The organism is Enterobacter sp. CM29 (genome assembly GCF_013179605.1).
Lineage (GTDB): Bacteria > Pseudomonadota > Gammaproteobacteria > Enterobacterales > Enterobacteriaceae > Enterobacter > Enterobacter intestinihominis.
On sequence record NZ_JABMCU010000120.1, the window covers coordinates 1 to 13,750 of the forward strand.

Below are 13,750 nucleotides of genomic sequence, written 5' to 3' on the forward strand. Positions count from 1 at the left end.
CTTTCGCCTGGTTCATTCTGTACAGCACCTGTAGGGTAATCAGAATGAGAGATTTGTGTTTGGTTTTGGTACGGCCCGAAGCCGTTTTATAGTGACGGGAAAAGTATATGAAGGAGTGACCGGTTCTCTCACCGTGCAGGAACACAACATTGACGGGCGTGGGGAACGTGGTTTGGGGCATAAGCCCAAAGTGGTGGAAGATACTTCACGGAATTGAGGATATGGTGCAGCTTCGTTGCCGGGTGGCGGCTACGCCCTACCCGGCCTACAGCTCGTATAGTACAGGGTTAGTTCAGGAGCGTGGCCCAATGTTCAACCCAGGGATTTGACTCGCTTTCCGGTTCGGGGTGCTCGCCAGCATCAATCAGTAACATCTCGCCGACCCGCTGAGCGTGCTGTTCCTGCAACAGCGCGTCGAACTTCTTACCGCCGCCGCAGAAATTGGCGTAAGAGCTATCGCCGAGGGCGATGATGCCATAGTGAACATCTGGCTGATAGCCAAGCTGGTCTTTAATGCCCTGGAAAAGCGGGACGATGCTGTCCGGGAGATCGCCCTGCCCGGTGGTGGAGGTCACCACCAGAATGTATTTATCTTTATACTTTTCCCAGTCCGCCAGCTCCGGGTCTTCATAGACCGTTGCTTTATGGCCCTGATTGACGAGGATTGCTTCTGCTTCCTCCGCAACCAGCAGCGAGTTGCCGTACATCGTGCCGACAAAAATACCTACTTCAGCCATGCTTTGCTCCCGTAATTATTGCGCTTGCTGTTCATCCTGAACGTTGCCTGCGGCAAACTCAACCCTTTCATTTTCGGGGAGTTGTCCCAGCCAGCCAAACTGTGACACCGCCTGCATCCAGACCTCGTCCAGCCCCGCGCGAATAGTCAGCGGTTCGCCGGTAAACGGGTGCGTCAGGCTTAGCTCGCTGGCGTGCAGCATCAGTCGGTTACAGCCAAAGTGCTCTGCCGCGCTGCGGTTCTGCCGCAGATCGCCGTGCTTGCTGTCGCCGATAATTGGGTGGCGCAGATGTGCAAGGTGGCGGCGAAGCTGGTGCTTGCGCCCGGTTTTGGGCAAAAGCTCAACCAGACTGTATCGCGTAGTGGGAAATTTGCTGGTCGCCACCGGCAGTTCTGTGGTCGCCATACCGCGATAGTCGGTCACCGCAGGCTGCGGACCTTTATCTTCGCGGGCAAATTTATCGGCGATTTTATCCAGTTCCTCCACTAGCGGATAATCCAGCGTGGCGGAATCCGTCAGCCAGCCGCGCACAATGGCGTGGTAGCGCTTCTGGATCTGGTGCTGTTCAAACTGCTGCGACAGCAGGCGCCCGGCCTCACTGGAAAGCCCCATCAGCAGAACGCCAGAGGTTGGCCGATCCAGACGGTGGGCAGTAAAGACGTGCTGACCGATTTGGTCGCGCACGGTTTGCATAACAACCACTTTCTCATCGCGATCGAGCCAGCTTCGGTGTACCAGCCAGCCGGACGGTTTATTCACCGCCACCAGCCACTCATCCTGATACAGGATCTCAAGCGTCATGCATCGTCACCGGCGAAAAGCGTATCCAGCTTTTCCAGCTCAACCAACATAACGTCGCGCGCCGGGTGAGTCGCCTCCAGCGCCATTTCGTAATAGGGAGAGACGGCAAACGCCTGGGGCAACGCGTGTCCCCCTTCCAGCAGCGCGTGCATGCGCGGAATTAATACCCACTGGAGCCATTCGAATGGAGACAGCGTATCCAGACAAAACGGCTGGGTGCTGGCGAACGCGTCTGGCTGCGGCGCACTTTCCTGCCACAGCTGATGCTGGCGCATAAGGGCTTCGATGGCGTGCAACTGCGCACGAACGCTATCGTGATGCGTCATAGTAACCTCAACTGAAAAACGGAATGGCGCGAAGCATAGCATTGCGGAAGACAGAAATAAAAAAAGGGAGCACTGTAAAAACAGTGCTCCCGGTTCGTTTCGCAGCATTCCAGCTACAATACGTGCTCCCTGCTCATCCGTGACAACTTTTCCTGATGCCCGAAGGCCTGGTCATCCCTTTACCTTTTGCTTCCTGCTCACATCATCCTGACGTGTAGGTTTCGTCCTGAAACGTCCTGGCCATCCTGACCCACCGACCATCCTGACCGGCTCACGTTCTCCTTCCTGGAGGTGTCCCTTACGCATCCTGCGTGATCCACTTTGCTTCATCCTGAAGCCTTCCTGCGGCGTCGTCCTGACGTGTTCCTGGTGAGAAACGCCATCATCCTGATGTTCGTTTCTCGCGTCGGCATCCTGTCGACACAGATAGAATCCGCTATTCTGCCTCGTCTTACAACCCATCCTGTGAGCAAGGTAAGCCTGGCGAAACGGGGATAATCGTTTCAGGAAATCGCTAACCTGTTGAAAGGGAAGTTAATATTAATCTGAAATCCCTAAGACAATGCTAATTGTTTCGGCGATGTCTCACAGTGCGTGTAAGAGATCTCTCACACGTCCAGTAGCATCATGGATTACAGAAGCGGCTCAAGTCGGGTAAGAAAATCCGCAAGAGAAGGCGCGAGAACGTCGCGATTGCGGGTGCCGAGCGTCTCTTTAATGACCTCGCCAGACAGGTTGCAGACTGAAATGACGTCCAGTTCACTGTCGAGCGTCGCAATAAAGAGAGTCGGGGAGAGCTTAAGGCGTTTTTGCGTGACCAGGTGACCAATGAGGTTTTCCTGAACGCGTTGAAGATCGTCTTCGCTCCAGGTTTGCAGCAGCGTCAGCGGCTGTCCTGCAAAACATGCAGTCATATCCCCGGCAAACTGCGTGGTATAAATTGCATGAAGCGCAGGTTGTATCACAATGTCCATTGCGCGTTCAACCGCATTTACATTCTGCTCGCCCGTGAACGGTTTCGGTTGCCAGATAACGTAATCATCCTGCGAAGCGATAATGCACGGTGACGGCACGCCATATAAGTCAGTACTTTGCGGCCACGTCCCCCGCTTTTCATGCCAGGCATCGCAATAGCGGGTCGTGAAGGACGTCAGAGCATTTGCAGTTTCGATATCCACCGATTTCTCTCTTCTTGTAAGACAGGATAAACTCAGCCCCTAAGTGTACCTGTAAAGTGGCTATGAAACATGTCTTACGAAAATCATCAGGCGTTAACGGGCTTAACGCTGGGTAAATCGACCGATTACCGCGACACCTACGACGCAAGCCTGCTTCAGGGTGTGCCGCGCAGCCTGAACCGCGATCCGCTTGGCCTTCATGCCGACGCGCTGCCGTTCGTCGGCGGCGACATCTGGACGCTGTACGAACTCTCATGGCTGAATGCGCGCGGTCTGCCGCAGGTGGCCGTGGGCCATGTCGAGCTGGATTACGCCAGCGTAAACCTTGTTGAATCCAAGAGCTTTAAGCTCTATCTCAACAGCTTTAACCAGACCAAATTTAACAGCTGGGACGAGGTACAACAGACGCTTGAACGTGATTTAAGCGCGTGCGCGCAGGGGAACGTAACCGTCTCGTTATACCGTCTGCATGAGCTGGAAGGTCAGCCCATCGCCCATTTCCACGGCACCTGCATCGACGATCAGGACATTGATGTGGAGAGCTACGAATTTAGCACCGACTATCTGGAAAACGCGGCGGGCGGAAAAGTGGTCGACGAAACGCTGGTCAGCCATCTGCTGAAATCCAACTGCCTTATCACCCATCAGCCGGACTGGGGCTCGGTACAGATCCAGTATCGCGGCCCGCAGATTGACCGGGAAAAGCTGCTTCGTTACCTGGTGTCATTCCGTCATCACAACGAATTCCACGAGCAGTGCGTGGAACGCATCTTCAATGACATACAGCGTTTCTGCCAGCCCGAAAAGCTGAGCGTTTATGCCCGCTATACCCGTCGCGGCGGCCTGGACATTAACCCATGGCGCACCAATACCGATTTTGTGCCTGCCATCGGACGGCTGGTGCGCCAGTAAGATAAATATTTTCACAATATGCGGGCGGTATTCCGCCCGAAGTGTTGTGAAACGTCATAAGCCAGGGCTATTGTAATCAACAGGGAAAGACGATAATCGTCCCATAAGGAGCTCACTTGATTACACATATTAGCCCGCTTGGCTCTATGGATATGTTGTCGCAACTGGAAGTGGACATGCTTAAACGCACCGCCAGTAGCGACCTGTATCAACTGTTTCGTAACTGTTCACTTGCTGTACTGAACTCCGGAAGCCTGACCGACAACAGTAAAGAGCTGCTGTCCCGCTTCGAAAGTTTTGATATCAATGTGCTGCGCCGCGAGCGCGGGGTGAAGCTGGAAGTGATCAACCCGCCGGAAGAGGCGTTTGTCGATGGGCGTATTATTCGCTCACTTCAGGCCAACCTTTTTGCCGTGCTGCGCGACATCCTGTTTGTTAACGGACAGATCAGCAACGCCGGTCGTTTCCAGCATCTCGATCTGGAAAGCTCCGTTCATATCACCAACCTGGTTTTCTCCATTCTGCGTAACGCCCGCGCCCTGCACGTTGGCGAAGCGCCGAACATGGTCGTCTGCTGGGGTGGTCACTCCATTAACGAAACCGAATACCTGTACGCCCGCCGCGTGGGTAATCAGCTCGGCCTGCGCGAGCTGAACATCTGTACCGGCTGCGGTCCTGGCGCGATGGAAGCGCCGATGAAAGGCGCGGCAGTAGGACACGCGCAGCAACGCTATAAAGAAGGCCGTTTTATCGGCATGACCGAGCCGTCGATCATCGCCGCTGAGCCGCCTAACCCGCTAGTTAACGAACTGATTATTATGCCGGATATCGAAAAACGTCTTGAGGCGTTTGTCCGTATCGCGCACGGCATTATCATCTTCCCAGGCGGCGTAGGTACGGCGGAAGAACTGCTTTATCTGCTCGGGATCCTGATGAACCCGGCCAACAAAAATCAGGTTCTGCCGCTGATCCTGACCGGCCCGAAAGAGAGCGCCGACTACTTCCGCGTGCTGGACGAGTTTATCGTGCATACGCTGGGGGAAGACGCGCGCCGTCACTACCGCATTATTATTGACGATGCCGCAGAAGTGGCCCGTCAGATGAAAAAAGCGATGCCGCTGGTGAAAGAGAACCGTCGTGATACCGGGGATGCCTACAGCTTTAACTGGTCCATCCGTATCGCACCGGATCTCCAGATCCCCTTCGAGCCGTCGCATGAGAACATGGCGAACCTCAAACTCTATCCGGATCAGCCGGTGGAAGTACTGGCAGCTGACCTGCGTCGCGCCTTCTCTGGCATCGTGGCGGGGAACGTGAAGGAGGTGGGGATCCGCGCGATTGAGGAGTTCGGGCCGTATAAAATCCACGGTGACCCGGAGATGATGCGCCGCATGGATGACATGCTGCAGGGCTTTGTGGCTCAGCACCGCATGAAACTTCCGGGTTCTGCCTATATTCCCTGTTACGAAATCATCAAATAAAGCGTCCTTTCCCTCCTCTCAAGCCGGATTGTCATCCGGCTTTTTTATTAGTGATGTAATTCATAGCGATCTTCAATGTTATTAACAAATCTGGTGCCCGCGCAAACGATTACCTCGTTTTTGAAACCGTAAATAATCAGCCTTAATCGAAATTACCTGCCAGAAAATCCTAAAATCCTATTTCTTTACAGCGAAAGACACCTATCTCGCGGGTCAGCCTTTTCGAAAACATGTCGTTAATGGTAGCCTTCGCGCCCGTAAATCCTCTTTGATGTTTTTTTAACAGATAAATGGTCTAAATATGCCCACATCATAAGTGGATTATTGCATTTGGGATCGCGATCACTGATAGATTCATAACGAGAATGTATCTTTCCGCCCGCCAATAGTTACGGGCAAAAATTATTAAAAAACCGTCACTGAACGAATTTCATATTACCGTCAGGCACTTTTTCATCGGATTTGACTAAAAACCTGACAATTTGCTTCCTCCAGGAGATACAGATGGAAACCACTCAAACCAGCACCGTTGCTTCGATTGAATCCCGAAGCGGTTGGCGCAAAACGGATACCATGTGGATGCTTGGCCTGTACGGCACGGCAATCGGCGCTGGTGTACTGTTCCTTCCTATCAACGCAGGTGTCGGCGGTCTGATCCCGCTGATCATCATGGCCATCATCGCCTTTCCGATGACCTTCTTTGCACACCGCGGCCTGACCCGCTTCGTGCTGTCCGGTAAAAACCCGGGCGAAGACATTACTGAAGTCGTTGAAGAACACTTCGGCGTCGGCGCAGGTAAGCTGATTACCCTGCTCTACTTCTTCGCGATTTACCCGATTCTGCTGGTGTATAGCGTCGCTATCACCAACACCGTTGAAAGCTTCATGATGCACCAGCTGCAGATGACCCCGCCGCCGCGTGCGATCCTGTCCCTGATCCTGATCGTCGGTATGATGACCATCGTGCGCTTTGGCGAGCAGATGATTGTCAAAGCGATGAGCGTGCTGGTATTCCCGTTTGTTGCAGCCCTGATGGTGCTGGCGCTGTACCTGATCCCACAGTGGAACGGCGCTGCGCTGGAAACTCTGTCTCTGAGCAGCGCATCCGCAACCGGTAACGGCCTGCTACTGACCCTGTGGCTGGCGATCCCGGTAATGGTGTTCTCCTTCAACCACTCGCCAATCATCTCCTCCTTCGCGGTGGCGAAGCGTGAAGAGTACGGCAATGGCGCAGAGAAGAAGTGCTCCAGCATCCTGGCTCGCGCACACATCATGATGGTACTGACAGTTATGTTCTTCGTGTTCAGCTGCGTGCTGAGCCTCTCCCCGGCGGATCTGGCGGCGGCGAAAGAGCAGAACATCTCTATTCTGTCCTACCTGGCAAACCACTTTAACGCACCGCTGATTGCGTGGATGGCACCGATCATCGCGATTATCGCCATCACCAAATCCTTCCTGGGCCACTACCTGGGTGCACGTGAAGGCTTCAACGGTATGGTGATTAAATCTCTGCGCGGTAAAGGCAAGAGCATTGAAATCAACCGTCTGAACAAAATCACCGCGCTGTTCATGCTGGTGACCACCTGGGCGGTAGCCACCCTGAACCCAAGCATTCTGGGCATGATTGAAACCCTGGGCGGCCCGATTATCGCGATGATTCTGTTCCTGATGCCGATGTACGCGATTCAGAAAGTGCCAGCGATGCGTAAATACAGCGGCCATATCAGCAACGTGTTCGTTGTTGTGATGGGTCTGATTGCCATCTCCGCTATTTTCTACTCGCTGTTCAGCTAATACCTCCTGCGCCGTCTTCGGATGGCGCACTCCTCCCCTCTGACTGAAGCAATGGACGCATCATGATTAGCGTATTCGATATCTTCAAAATCGGTATTGGTCCTTCCAGCTCTCACACCGTCGGACCAATGAAAGCCGGTAAACAATTCACGGATGACTTGATTGCACGCGGCATTTTGCACGACATCACCCGCGTGGTTGTCGATGTATACGGTTCCCTTTCCCTGACCGGTAAAGGCCACCATACCGATATTGCCATTATCATGGGGCTGGCGGGTAACCTGCCGGATACCGTTGATATTGACTCCATTCCTGGCTTTATCCAGGACGTGAACACCCATGGTCGTTTGCTGCTGGCCAACGGCGAGCATGAGGTTGAATTTCCGGTTGACCACTGCATGAATTTCCATGCGGATAACCTGTCGCTGCACGAAAACGGCATGCGCATTACCGCGCTGGTCGGCGATAAAGCGGTTTACAGCCAGACGTATTACTCCATCGGCGGCGGGTTTATCGTCGACGAAGACCATTTTGGTCAAACCAACGGCTCCGCCGTTGAGGTGCCGTACCCGTACAAAAACGCGGCCGATTTACAGCGTCACTGCCAGGAGACAGGCCTATCTCTCTCCGGCCTGATGATGAAAAATGAGCTGGCCCTGCACAGCAAAGAGGAGCTGGAACAGCACTTCGCAAACGTCTGGGAAGTGATGCGCAGCGGCATTGAGCGCGGGATCACCACCGAAGGCGTGCTGCCGGGGAAACTGCGTGTTCCACGTCGTGCGGCTGCGCTGCGCCGCATGCTGGTCAGCACCGACAAAACCACCACCGACCCGATGGCCGTTGTCGACTGGATCAACATGTTCGCGCTGGCGGTGAACGAAGAGAACGCCGCGGGTGGCCGCGTCGTCACCGCGCCAACCAACGGGGCGTGCGGCATTGTTCCGGCGGTCCTGGCGTATTACGACAAGTTTATCCGTGAAGTGAATGCAAACTCACTCGCGCGGTATATGCTGGTCGCCAGTGCGATTGGCTCACTGTACAAGATGAACGCCTCGATTTCCGGCGCGGAAGTGGGCTGTCAGGGTGAAGTGGGCGTAGCCTGCTCTATGGCGGCGGCGGGTCTGGCCGAATTGCTGGGCGCAAGTCCTGCGCAGGTTTGTATTGCGGCGGAAATCGGCATGGAACATAACCTGGGGCTGACCTGCGATCCGGTCGGCGGTCAGGTCCAGGTGCCATGCATCGAGCGTAACGCCATCGCCTCTGTGAAAGCGGTGAACGCGGCCCGTATGGCGCTGCGCCGCACCAGTGAACCGCGCGTGTGTCTCGACAAGGTTATCGAAACCATGTACGAAACCGGTAAAGATATGAACGCCAAATACCGCGAAACCTCCCGCGGTGGCCTGGCGATGAAGATCGTTACCTGCGATTAAGCCTCTCAGGAAGCCTCGTTTTGCGAGGCTTCTTCCTGTTTTCCCCACCATTCATAGTTTCATGCTGCGCTCAGTGTTACCCTTCCCCCATTAGACAGAAGGGAGATTATCTGTGGCCGTTCATTTGCTTATCGTCGATGCACTTAACCTGATTCGCCGTATTCACGCGGTACAGGGCACCCCCTGCGAGGACACCTGTTTACACGCGCTGGAGCAGCTCATTCGCCATAGCGAACCCACCCACGCTGTTGCCGTATTCGACGATGAAGCACGCAATACCGGCTGGCGGCACCAGCGCCTGCCGGACTACAAAGCCGGACGTGCGCCGATGCCGGACGATCTGCACGCCGAAATGCCCGTTATACGCGCGGCCTTTGAACAGCGCGGCGTTCCGTGCTGGGGCGCACACGGTAATGAGGCTGACGATTTAGCCGCAACGCTGGCGGTTAAAGTCGCGAGCGCCGGGCATCAGGCGACTATCGTTTCAACCGACAAAGGCTACTGCCAGCTGCTCTCTCCTACGATCCGCATCCGGGACTACTTTCAAAAACGCTGGCTGGACGCACCATTTATTGCCAGCGAGTTTGGCGTATCGCCTGAGCAATTGCCAGATTACTGGGGGCTGGCGGGGATCAGCAGCTCCAGAGTGCCGGGTGTCGCCGGTATTGGACCCAAAAGTGCCGCACAGCTGCTGACGGAGTTTCAGAATCTGGAAGGGATTTACGCAAGGCTTGAGGAAGTGCCGGAAAAATGGCGCAAGAAGCTGGAGGCGAATAAAGAGATGGCGTTTATCTGCCGGGAAATCGCAACGCTACAGACGGATTTACAGCTGGACGGGAATTTACAGCAGTTAAGGTTAGAACGTTAAAACAACTACACGATTTTGTAGGCCCGGTAAGCGCAGCGCCACCGGGCGTTACAAACGTTATCGCTCGTCGCGACGCCCACCCACGGCCGCCCACCAGCGACGGATATGCACCGTCACTTCTTCACGGTCGTGATACAGCTGACGCGCCTGGATTTCCGCGTTAATCCCGTGTTCGTCCAGTTGCTGCTGAATATAAGCCAGGTTCTGCGACACCTCTTCGTAACGCTTTTTCATCGGCAGCTTGAGGTTGAAAATCGTCTCACGACACCAGCCGTTCACCAGCCAGGAGGCCATCAGCGCCGCGACTTTCGCCGGTTTTTCTACCATGTCGCACACCATCCAGGAGATGTTGTTACGGGTAGGACGGTAGCGGAAACCATCTTCACGCAGCCAGGTGACCTGCCCGGTGTCCATCAGGCTTTGCGCCATCGGGCCGTTATCCACAGACGAAACCCACATGTTGCGTTTCACCAGCTGATAGGTCCAGCCGCCCGGGCACGCGCCAAGATCGACGGCATACATGCCGTTTGCCAGACGTTCGTCCCACTCGTCCGCCGGGATAAAGACGTGGAACGCCTCTTCCAGCTTCAGGGTTGAACGGCTCGGCGCGTCTGACGGGAAGCGCAGACGCGGGATCCCCATAAAGAACGGCGAGTTATTGGTGGTATACGAGTAGCCGGTGTAGCAACATCCTGGCGCAATAAAGAAGATATGCACGACTGGACGCTTTGGCGTTTCGTAGTTTGTCAGCACTCCCGCATCACGCAGTGCCGCGCGGAGCGGCACGGTAAACTTACGGCAGAACTTCATCAGCTCTTTGCTTTCATTGGTGTCAGCCACTTCCACGCGCAAATCGCCGCCCTTCTCCACCACGCCCTGCAACAGGCCAACAATCGGCGTGATGCGATCCTCCGGCGGAAGATCTTTCAGTAATTCGCCCGCGACAAACATCTGACGGGCGAAAATCAGCGAGCTGAACGGCAGTTCGCGCGCCAGCTTGTCGGCATCATCAGGCTGATAGCATTCAAATACCACATAGCCCGCGTTCTCTTTGACGCGAGCGAATCCGAAGACTTCACGCTTCGCCGCTTTATCGGTGATTTCCGCGGCGCACTCTTTCTCAAACCCCGGGCGACAATATAAAACAACCTTATTCATGAACAACGCCCTTGCGTTTCAGACGGATAGCTCCGATAAACATTAAAACCCAACCCGCCAGGAAGCTGACGCCGCCGACAGGTGTAACAAACGCCCACAGGCGTAAATGCGACAGCGCCAGACAGTAGAGACTGCCGCTGAACAGTACGGTACCCAGCGCCAGAAAGACGCTGCTCCAGTAAAACCAAATGCTGATACGGCGCTGCATCGCCACCGCCAGCCCAAAAATTGCCAGCGTGTGGAACGCCTGATATTCAAGGCCGGTCTGGATCCAGCCCATCTCCACAACGCCCAAAGACTTGCTTAAGACATGCGCGCCAAACGCGCCCAGAGCTACAAAAATAAAGCCACTCACCGCGGCGAAAATCAGCATGAATCGGCTGGTCATGTTTAAGTCCTGAATTAATGCGTGCCCGGCACACAAACGTTATTGTTCATACCTGAAGCGGAATTTTTCTTGCTCGCTTGCCGCTTTCGCCAGTATCCACTGCCGGAAAGCGGCTATTTTACCCAGTTCTGCCTGACTGTCATGACAAACCAGATAAAATGCATTCTTGCTGACCAGTACATCGTTAAATGGGCAAACCAGACGGCCTGCCTCAATTTCGGACTGCGCCATGACGTTATTCGCTAATGCCACGCCCTGCCCGTGAATGGCAGCCTGTAACACCATCGCGCTGTGGCTAAAAATGGGCCCCTGCTGCACGTTTATATGATTAAGACCTAACTGACGGGTATAAGTTTGCCAGTCGCGACGCGACGCATCGTGCAAAAGCGTGTGTTGCGCCAGATCGGCGGGCGTTTTGAGCGCTTTCTCCCCCGTCAGCAGCAGCGGTGAACAGACCGGCAGCAGATATTCTGCGTATAATTTTTCAACACGCAAGCCCGGCCAGTTACCACGACCGTAAAAAATCGCCACATCCACATCGTCTGCAAGCTTGTCTTCCTGACGGTCCACTGCCTGGATTCGGACATCGATTCCCGGATAAGTTGAGTTAAAGCTTGAGAGTCGCGGCACCAGCCACTGAATGGCAAAACTGGGCAATAAACTCACAGTCAGTGCACCTTTTGCGCTCCGTGCCTGAAGCTTACGGGTGGCTTCCGTCAGCTGGGAGAAAATCTCTTTAATATCCTGAAAATAGCTCTGCCCTTCTTCGGTCAACAGCAACGAACGGTTGCGGCGACGGAACAGCTTAAGCCCCAGAAAATCCTCCAGAGACTTGATTTGATGACTTACTGCGGCCTGTGTCACAAAAAGCTCATCGGCTGCGCGGGTGAAGCTGAGGTGGCGTGCTGCTGCATCAAAAACACGTAATGCATTTAGGGGTGGCAATCGCTTGGACATGGTTATCTGGCTTAGATGTTAACGAGATTTAACATATAGGAAACAACGTTTAACCTATTAGTTTTTTTTATCTGAGCCATTATAATTTGTCCGTTGAGGAACTACCAGCAAATACCTATAGTGGCGGCACTTCCTGAGCCGGAACGAAAAGCTTTTTTTGGAATGCGTGTTCTGAAGGGCTTTTGGCTTACGGTTGTGATGTTGTGTTGTTGTGTTTGCAATTGGTCTGCGATTCAGACCACGGTAGCAACGCTACCAATTTTTCACTTCCTGTACATTTACCCTGTCTGTCCATAGTGATTAATGTAGCACCGCCAACTTGCGGTGCTTTTTTTTCGCTTATCTAACTGTTAATGCTCGATTTCCTTCATCTCTTTCACGTCACTGCGATTGATCTGCTGTTTGTTCCCGTTAGCATCTTTATATGAAATCATCCCGGTATCATTATCGGTTGTCGGTTTCCCTTCAGAGACGATAGATCGACCATCGTTGGTATGCATTACGTAGTTATTTCCAGAACATGCGCTCAGGGCAAAGGTCAACGCACAGGCAGAAATGATTGCAGCTGTCTTTTTCATGATTATTCTCCTTTAGCAATTAATGCTATTCAAACCTCGATTTATAACAGGCTAAAACATCCGCCTAACACTATTTAGCATAACCTGCTTTTTCAGACTCGCCAGGATAAGCAGACAAATCTGATAGATATCAACTTCCTTGCCCTGCCGATGAATTTGCGCGACGATCGTAGAATCGATATGAGGAATTCCATGAACGCTTTCAGTCCTGCGCAGTTTCGCGCACAGTTTCCCGCGCTGGCCGATGCCGGTATTTATCTTGATAGCGCCGCCACGGCCCTTAAGCCGCAGGCGGTGATTGAGGCAACCCGCCAGTTTTACAGCCTGAGCGCCGGGAACGTGCACCGCAGCCAGTATGCCGAAGCGCAGCGCCTGACGGCGCAATACGAAGCCGCACGGGATCAGGTCGCGCGCCTGATCAATGCCGACAGCGGTAGGAACATCGTCTGGACGCGCGGCACCACCGAGGCCATTAACATGGTGGCGCAATGCTACGCGCGTCCGTTGTTGCAGGCCGGAGATGAGATCATCGTCAGCGAGGCGGAACACCACGCCAACCTGGTGCCCTGGCTGATGGTGGCCGAACAAACCGGGGCACGGGTTGTAAAACTCCCGTTGGGTACAGACTTCCTGCCTGACGTGGCGCGTCTGCCTGAGCTGATTACGCCGCGCAGCCGTATTCTGGCGCTGGGGCAGATGTCCAACGTCACCGGCGGCTGTCCGGATCTGGCGCGCGCCATTGAGATTGCCCATGCCAGCGGCGTGGTGGTAATGGTCGACGGTGCGCAGGGTGTGGTGCATTTTCCGGCTAACGTTCAGGCGCTGGATATCGACTTCTATGCCTTCTCAGGGCATAAATTGTACGGGCCAACCGGTATCGGCGCGCTGTACGGCAAACCTGAACTGCTGGCCCGGATGACGCCGTGGCTCGGCGGCGGCAAGATGATTACCGAAGTCACCTTCGACGGTTTCAAAACGCAGGATGTGCCTTACCGCCTGGAAGCCGGTACGCCGAACGTGGCAGGGGTTATCGGTCTGAGCGCAGCGCTCGAATTTCTCGCAGATACGGACGTGGCTCAGGCTGAAAGCTGGAGCCGGGGCCTGGCGACGCTGGCAGAAGAAGAGCTTAAGAAACGCCCCGG

General features: G+C 54.4%; 15 protein-coding genes. 7 read left to right on the forward strand and 8 right to left on the reverse strand.

Annotation, left to right across the window (positions count from 1 at the left end; genetic code table 11):
- Nucleotides 1–287 precede the first annotated feature (287 nt).
- The 3 genes from HP459_RS14985 to HP459_RS14995 are packed head-to-tail and all read right to left on the reverse strand — an operon-like array spanning nucleotide 288 to nucleotide 1,864.
- Nucleotides 288–737 (reverse strand): flavodoxin, encoded by a 450-nt coding sequence (locus HP459_RS14985; protein WP_045308738.1) that lies wholly within the window; start codon nucleotides 735–737, stop codon nucleotides 288–290.
- A gap of 15 nt (nucleotides 738–752) precedes the next feature.
- Nucleotides 753–1,538 carry a tRNA pseudouridine(65) synthase TruC gene (truC, locus tag HP459_RS14990; RefSeq protein WP_045308737.1) on the reverse strand — a complete coding sequence of 262 codons (786 nt, stop codon included), beginning with the start codon at nucleotides 1,536–1,538 and terminating at the stop codon, nucleotides 753–755.
- Nucleotides 1,535–1,864 (reverse strand): YqcC family protein, encoded by a 330-nt coding sequence (locus tag HP459_RS14995; protein WP_022649214.1) that lies wholly within the window; start codon nucleotides 1,862–1,864, stop codon nucleotides 1,535–1,537. The genes truC and HP459_RS14995 overlap by 4 nt, the downstream gene beginning before the upstream one ends.
- A gap of 321 nt (nucleotides 1,865–2,185) precedes the next feature.
- Here HP459_RS14995 and HP459_RS15000 point away from each other — a divergent pair, with 321 nt between their 5' ends.
- Complete coding sequence (locus tag HP459_RS15000; protein WP_154816618.1) at nucleotides 2,186–2,362, forward strand: hypothetical protein; 177 nt, start codon at nucleotides 2,186–2,188, stop codon at nucleotides 2,360–2,362.
- 134 nt (nucleotides 2,363–2,496) lie between these two features.
- On the opposite strand, the gene syd is transcribed toward HP459_RS15000, so the two are convergent.
- Nucleotides 2,497–3,042, reverse strand: coding sequence for a SecY-interacting protein (gene syd, locus HP459_RS15005; protein ID WP_022649215.1), 546 nt, complete (start codon nucleotides 3,040–3,042; stop codon nucleotides 2,497–2,499).
- Nucleotides 3,043–3,111: 69 nt separating this feature from the next.
- Between syd and queF the strand changes: the two genes are divergently transcribed.
- The 5 genes from queF to xni all read left to right on the forward strand — a co-directional run bounded on the left by queF (nucleotide 3,112) and on the right by xni (nucleotide 9,527).
- Complete coding sequence (gene queF / locus HP459_RS15010; protein WP_045308736.1) at nucleotides 3,112–3,954, forward strand: NADPH-dependent 7-cyano-7-deazaguanine reductase QueF; 843 nt, start codon at nucleotides 3,112–3,114, stop codon at nucleotides 3,952–3,954.
- A 116-nt stretch (nucleotides 3,955–4,070) separates the two neighbouring features.
- The gene (gene ppnN / locus HP459_RS15015; protein ID WP_023298502.1) at nucleotides 4,071–5,435 is read left to right on the forward strand and encodes a nucleotide 5'-monophosphate nucleosidase PpnN; all 1,365 of its coding nucleotides are present in this window, start codon (nucleotides 4,071–4,073) and stop codon (nucleotides 5,433–5,435) included.
- 504 nt (nucleotides 5,436–5,939) lie between these two features.
- Nucleotides 5,940–7,229 carry an HAAAP family serine/threonine permease gene (locus HP459_RS15020; protein ID WP_022649218.1) on the forward strand — a complete coding sequence of 430 codons (1,290 nt, stop codon included), beginning with the start codon at nucleotides 5,940–5,942 and terminating at the stop codon, nucleotides 7,227–7,229.
- A 62-nt stretch (nucleotides 7,230–7,291) separates the two neighbouring features.
- Nucleotides 7,292–8,659 (forward strand): L-serine ammonia-lyase, encoded by a 1,368-nt coding sequence (locus HP459_RS15025; RefSeq protein WP_022649219.1) that lies wholly within the window; start codon nucleotides 7,292–7,294, stop codon nucleotides 8,657–8,659.
- A gap of 112 nt (nucleotides 8,660–8,771) precedes the next feature.
- Nucleotides 8,772–9,527 carry a flap endonuclease Xni gene (gene xni, locus HP459_RS15030; protein WP_063163542.1) on the forward strand — a complete coding sequence of 252 codons (756 nt, stop codon included), beginning with the start codon at nucleotides 8,772–8,774 and terminating at the stop codon, nucleotides 9,525–9,527.
- Nucleotides 9,528–9,584: 57 nt separating this feature from the next.
- On the opposite strand, the gene rlmM is transcribed toward xni, so the two are convergent.
- From rlmM to HP459_RS15050, 4 genes are all read right to left on the reverse strand, one after another.
- A complete protein-coding gene (gene rlmM / locus HP459_RS15035; RefSeq protein ID WP_022649221.1) occupies nucleotides 9,585–10,685 on the reverse strand; it encodes a 23S rRNA (cytidine(2498)-2'-O)-methyltransferase RlmM in 1,101 nt (366 codons plus the stop codon).
- A complete protein-coding gene (locus HP459_RS15040; RefSeq protein WP_003862756.1) occupies nucleotides 10,678–11,073 on the reverse strand; it encodes a DUF423 domain-containing protein in 396 nt (131 codons plus the stop codon). The genes rlmM and HP459_RS15040 overlap by 8 nt, the downstream gene beginning before the upstream one ends.
- 39 nt (nucleotides 11,074–11,112) lie before the next feature.
- Nucleotides 11,113–12,030, reverse strand: coding sequence for a glycine cleavage system transcriptional regulator GcvA (gene gcvA, locus HP459_RS15045; RefSeq protein ID WP_022649222.1), 918 nt, complete (start codon nucleotides 12,028–12,030; stop codon nucleotides 11,113–11,115).
- 350 nt (nucleotides 12,031–12,380) lie between these two features.
- Complete coding sequence (locus tag HP459_RS15050) at nucleotides 12,381–12,608, reverse strand: YgdI/YgdR family lipoprotein (RefSeq protein WP_015571738.1); 228 nt, start codon at nucleotides 12,606–12,608, stop codon at nucleotides 12,381–12,383.
- A gap of 192 nt (nucleotides 12,609–12,800) precedes the next feature.
- Here HP459_RS15050 and csdA point away from each other — a divergent pair.
- On the forward strand, nucleotides 12,801–13,750 hold a 950-nt coding region (gene csdA, locus HP459_RS15055), incomplete at its 3' end, for a cysteine desulfurase CsdA (protein ID WP_171936411.1).

Coding starts and splice junctions, on each gene's coding strand:
- HP459_RS14985 (WP_045308738.1), bottom strand. CDS start 737: ATGGCTGAAGTAGGTATTTTTGTCGGCACGATGTACGGCAACTCGCTG.
- truC (WP_045308737.1), bottom strand. CDS start 1,538: ATGACGCTTGAGATCCTGTATCAGGATGAGTGGCTGGTGGCGGTGAAT.
- HP459_RS14995 (WP_022649214.1), bottom strand. CDS start 1,864: ATGACGCATCACGATAGCGTTCGTGCGCAGTTGCACGCCATCGAAGCC.
- queF (WP_045308736.1), top strand. CDS start 3,112: ATGTCTTACGAAAATCATCAGGCGTTAACGGGCTTAACGCTGGGTAAA.
- HP459_RS15020 (WP_022649218.1), top strand. CDS start 5,940: ATGGAAACCACTCAAACCAGCACCGTTGCTTCGATTGAATCCCGAAGC.
- HP459_RS15025 (WP_022649219.1), top strand. CDS start 7,292: ATGATTAGCGTATTCGATATCTTCAAAATCGGTATTGGTCCTTCCAGC.
- rlmM (WP_022649221.1), bottom strand. CDS start 10,685: ATGAATAAGGTTGTTTTATATTGTCGCCCGGGGTTTGAGAAAGAGTGC.
- HP459_RS15040 (WP_003862756.1), bottom strand. CDS start 11,073: ATGACCAGCCGATTCATGCTGATTTTCGCCGCGGTGAGTGGCTTTATT.
- gcvA (WP_022649222.1), bottom strand. CDS start 12,030: ATGTCCAAGCGATTGCCACCCCTAAATGCATTACGTGTTTTTGATGCA.
- HP459_RS15050 (WP_015571738.1), bottom strand. CDS start 12,608: ATGAAAAAGACAGCTGCAATCATTTCTGCCTGTGCGTTGACCTTTGCC.